Genomic DNA, 4,391 nt, shown 5'->3' with positions numbered 1-4,391 from the left:
GCGAAGCCAAAATACCTTTAAATGGCACAAAATACCATTGAATACTGAGTTTTATGAATCGACCCTTGGGATGCGGAGGTTTTTAGACAGACTCAAGTTATACCCGCCGACACATCGTGGGCTACACTTAAATCGCATGTTAGCGATTATGTCCGTCGTGTACTTCCGTGCTGTGTTGACTATTTGATTCAGTACTTACCCGCTTTTGGAAATAGCGGATTAAATAGCTGGGCGAAATCTGGTATTATGTTTGACAACTATGTTGGAACATATAAACAGCTAATTAATAGTTTCAAAGCAAGCGGTATCACTGGTGACGTGGAATGGTTCGCCCAAAATCCGAACCACCCAATCGCTAAGATTCGCGACCTGTTTGAAAAAAAGATTGCCAATACTGTTGGCAAGGGATCAACGTTCTCAATTCGCAAGGTTTACATAGAGTTGCAACGTGCACCCTACGGAATGAAGTATAACGTACTCAGCGCATTTGTTCTTGGATTCGTTTTGAAAGATATTGTTGCTCGCGGGTATCAGTGGGATAACAATCAAAAAACCGGCCCCCTTGATGTTGAAACGCTCGCCGCGATGATCGAAGAAGTTGTAAAAGATGACGGCAACGATAAAATAAAGCTTGAAAAACTTATATGTCGTTTATCCAAAGAGGAAAAGGCGTTTATAGAAAAGGCACCTGCGATGTTCGGTGCTTCCAGTGCAGGAGCGAGTGGTCGCGTTGAAGATGCCTTGCTTCTGATACAAAACCGTGTGGAGAAAATATCAGGGCGTGTTCCGCTTTGGGTTTTAACTGAGTACTTAGAATCGGTTAATGAGCCGCAAGTTGCTATCATCAAGCATTTGTTGGATAATATTTGCTTGGCTGGTAGCACCAGTTCCAAAAGCGGCAAGAGTGATGACCGGTTAAACGCAATCAAAGATGTCGGAAGAATTATTCTTGAAAATAGCGACATTATTACTACCATATCGGGGTATATGAAGCCTGAGAACTTTGTCGCGGCTTTTCAGATTTATGTCGACAAGAATGCTCCCACTTTAAAAGCACTCGCCGAGAGCGTTGGAGATGTTTCGTGCGGGTATTGCCAAGCAATTAAGGAAAAGGCGGCTGAAAGTGCAGGTTTGCTTTGGAATAAGAATGACATTGCAAGTGAAATAGCCGAAACCGAACAGGAGTATGAGGTTATAAAACTTCTCAAGCCTATCATCGGTTTTGAGGAATTCGTGTCCTACAGAACAGCAGTAGATACCCTGCGTAACGCTGTAATCTCAACAAATAAACTCCCAAAGACTCTCATTGAATCCGCTTTTCCTATGTTGTCAGTGTTTTTGTCTAACCTTGGCAATAATGGTAACGCAAGTGCCATCAAAGAATCACTCTCTCAAAGCATTGATGTTATCAAGAAACTATTTTTTGATGTTACCCGAGCGAAGTCGCTTGAACTATTAAAATTACGACTGAACGGCGTGACCATTTCAGATAAGGAATTGCTGGATATATATAACGGACTATCGAGTGGATTTACAGGTAATGAAGCTACATTCTTAAATGACCTGCGTTCTCGGATAGAGGAATATGCTAAGGAGTCAGTTGTCCAAAATCTCAAAGAGGAATGGAAGCGGTTCTCTGATGAAAACACTCCATCCGAATGGGCAAACAATGTGGGAATACCCGCACGATACCTTTTTGATGGCATCTCCGAGGCAAATGACATCATATCAGCGGTTCAAACCCCTGGTGCGTTCTCTTCAGATAAACTCGGCGAACTGCTTGATGTTTTAAAAGGACTTTCTTCCTTGAGTATTGCAGAATGCCAGAGTCGTTTTATTGCCGATATTGTGCCTAAGAGGTATGTCAAGTTGAACATCAATCTGCCGGCATTGCTTGATTTCTTGAGAAGTAAATATGGAACTCAACCGAATAACTGGCAAACAAAGCCCGATATACAGGAATTCATTCGCTCACAGTATAAAGGTGCGTTTGCCCCGCAGGTTACAGAAAAAATTAAGAAAACGTCACCGGATCTCCTCAAACAGAAGTTATTGCAACTGGCTCAGGATAATCCGGAATTAGGATTGCTGTTTTGGGAGTGAATAACATGGCTTATTCATTAAACACCTATTCGCAATACCGTAAAAGTAAAGACACACGGCTTGAAATTTACCCGAACAACGATGTTGCTGCCGAATTACTGTGCCTCCACAGACGAGACGGTTCGCTTGTGTTGTCTGTTTTGGAGTGCATACCTGATTCGGCAAATCTTCCAATGCCGAATGATGTCTTTGCCGAGATAGATAAACAGGTAAGAGCAAGTAGTAACAGAATGGTTGTCGTTGGAATTGACGCTTATCTGTCGCTACTTGATGAAGGGAACATTTCGGCATTTATTACAGCACTTTTCGGGCGTATTGATGCACAAAAGCTGAATGCTGCTTTCCTTATATGCATTGATAATTGGAACAGCGTAAAACATCGTTACTCCAATCCCAAATACGAAAACTCATTGCAGGTCGTAAGTCTACTAGGAAGCACAACTTATATTCAGCCTCCATCCGTGACTATCGTGCCGAGTAAATGGTATAGCGATAATGATAGCGTGAATGGTTTTCATAAACTCATAGAGAGTATGGGAGATTTTGCACCAACGGGTGACTTTATAGTTGCATTGGAAGACTTTATAGCTAGGCGAGCAGGACTTTCCAAAAATGTAACGCAAATTGTTGATGTGAAAACATTTGCTGCTCGGTATTATGGCATAACCGATTCCTTGTCCGAACGAACCATTGAAACGATAATTGTTGGGGCTAAGGGGAATGGTACTCCACCAGTTACATTCTTGGCAGAGCAATTCGATAGTAGTAACACTGACTTGCGCATGGTTCTGAAACGATTAAATGAATTACCCGATGATGAGTTGTGGCCGGCTTATGTTTGGTGGTTGTCAAAAACGATTGCCACTCCTACATATCTTAGCAAGGTACTCTCTGCTGATGTGACAAAACAGAGTTTGCTACGGCGTTATATAGTTGAAGATGCCACCCAACTTATAACTGATGTAAATGCTCGACGATTTGCCGAAGAACGCGCTGCAGCAATTCGTGAAATCGGCATAGAAACCGAATCGTTGATAATCGAATTTATCAGGGCTACAAACAACTATTCAAACGAGGATATTGCACCATGGTTGAACTGCGGTACAACCGCCGAATGCATAGAGATTATTCGAAGAGTTGCGAAAAGCGATTTGACGATAGGTGTGGCTGATGGGTGGAAGAGACTGTATCCCGCACTTGTGGATTACCTTTCTGTAGATTTCGATTATGGCAATATGGAATTAAATACATATTTTAATGAATACAGAAAACTTAAGATTTCTGACAGGGTAACGGAAGCTTTTACAAGGCGGGCTTTACATAGTGTTGTGCCATCAACTGTCATCGCAAGAAATGCCATATTACAAACTTTTTCAGCTGATAATGATATAGCTTTGTTGGTTGTAGACGGAATGGGTGCTGAATACTATCCGTTAATACTTTCTATGGCAAAACGCCGTGGCATGAATGTTGAATCGTGCTGTGTTGCTAATGCAAACATCCCTTCTTCAACGGAGTTCAACGCTATTTCCTGGGATGATAGTAAGCGACTCAGCCCCCTCAACGGAATTGATAACATTGTTCATAACGGTGCGGTAAAGCACGAGAAATGTACCTTTGAGCAAAACTTTGTTGCTACGCTGGGTGTCTTTACAAACATATTCAACCGTATAGCCGAGGGACTATCAAAGTATTCTCGTGTGGTGCTAACATCTGACCATGGTTCGTCACGGCTTGCTGTCTTGGCACATAACGCAAAGTTGAACAAGACTCTTCCTTGGAGCGGTGAAGTTGATGATTGGCGATATGCGAAGGAACCTGCCAATACGACTCGACCACCGGAATTCGAGGCTGTGTATAACGCGGAGCGAAATGTCCGTTATTGGGTTGTCCGGGGCTACAATAGACTGCCTAAATCGGGACCGAAGTTGTATGAGCTTCACGGCGGAGCAACACTTGAAGAACGTCTTGTGCCGCTCATTGTATTCTCAAAGACTAAGTTGGTAACTGAGTCTAAACAACTCGGAAGAAAAACGACCGAACAAATCGTTGAGAAGATGGATTTTGATATATAGGATGGTGAATGCATTGTATGATATTACCAAATTAAGAAAACACTTCCCGACAACAACGGTCTACAAAGACCCTTCAATTATGGCAATGTTCAAGAACGCTAAGATTCCCGCTTTCTTGCGTGAGTATTTCGGCGTGAAAGAGCCACTTTATCGGAAAAATAGAGCCACCTTCACGGGAAAATAGAGCCATGTTCACGGAACGAGAGCCACCAT

2 protein-coding genes are annotated in these 4,391 nt (G+C 42.6%); both read left to right on the top strand.

The genetic code is table 11. The annotated features are described in order from the left end of the window. The first annotated feature begins 246 nt into the window (after positions 1 to 246). Positions 247 to 2,103 (top strand): hypothetical protein, encoded by a 1,857-nt coding sequence (locus EDD73_RS14495; RefSeq protein ID WP_131921147.1) that lies wholly within the window; start codon positions 247 to 249, stop codon positions 2,101 to 2,103. A 5-nt stretch (positions 2,104 to 2,108) separates the two neighbouring features. Further along, entirely contained in the window at positions 2,109 to 4,178 is a 2,070-nt protein-coding gene (pglZ, locus tag EDD73_RS14490; RefSeq protein WP_131921144.1) for a BREX-4 system phosphatase PglZ, read from the top strand. Positions 4,179 to 4,391: the final 213 nt, after the last annotated feature.

Source organism: Heliophilum fasciatum (genome assembly GCF_004341395.1).
GTDB classification, from domain to species: Bacteria; Bacillota; Desulfitobacteriia; order Heliobacteriales; family Heliobacteriaceae; genus Heliophilum; species Heliophilum fasciatum.
This window is presented reverse-complemented; position numbering and strand designations above follow the sequence as displayed.

Bases quoted from the DNA above. Each gene is read 5' to 3' on its own strand.
- EDD73_RS14495 (WP_131921147.1), top strand. From the start codon at position 247: ATGTTTGACAACTATGTTGGAACATATAAACAGCTAATTAATAGTTTC.
- pglZ (WP_131921144.1), top strand. From the start codon at position 2,109: ATGGCTTATTCATTAAACACCTATTCGCAATACCGTAAAAGTAAAGAC.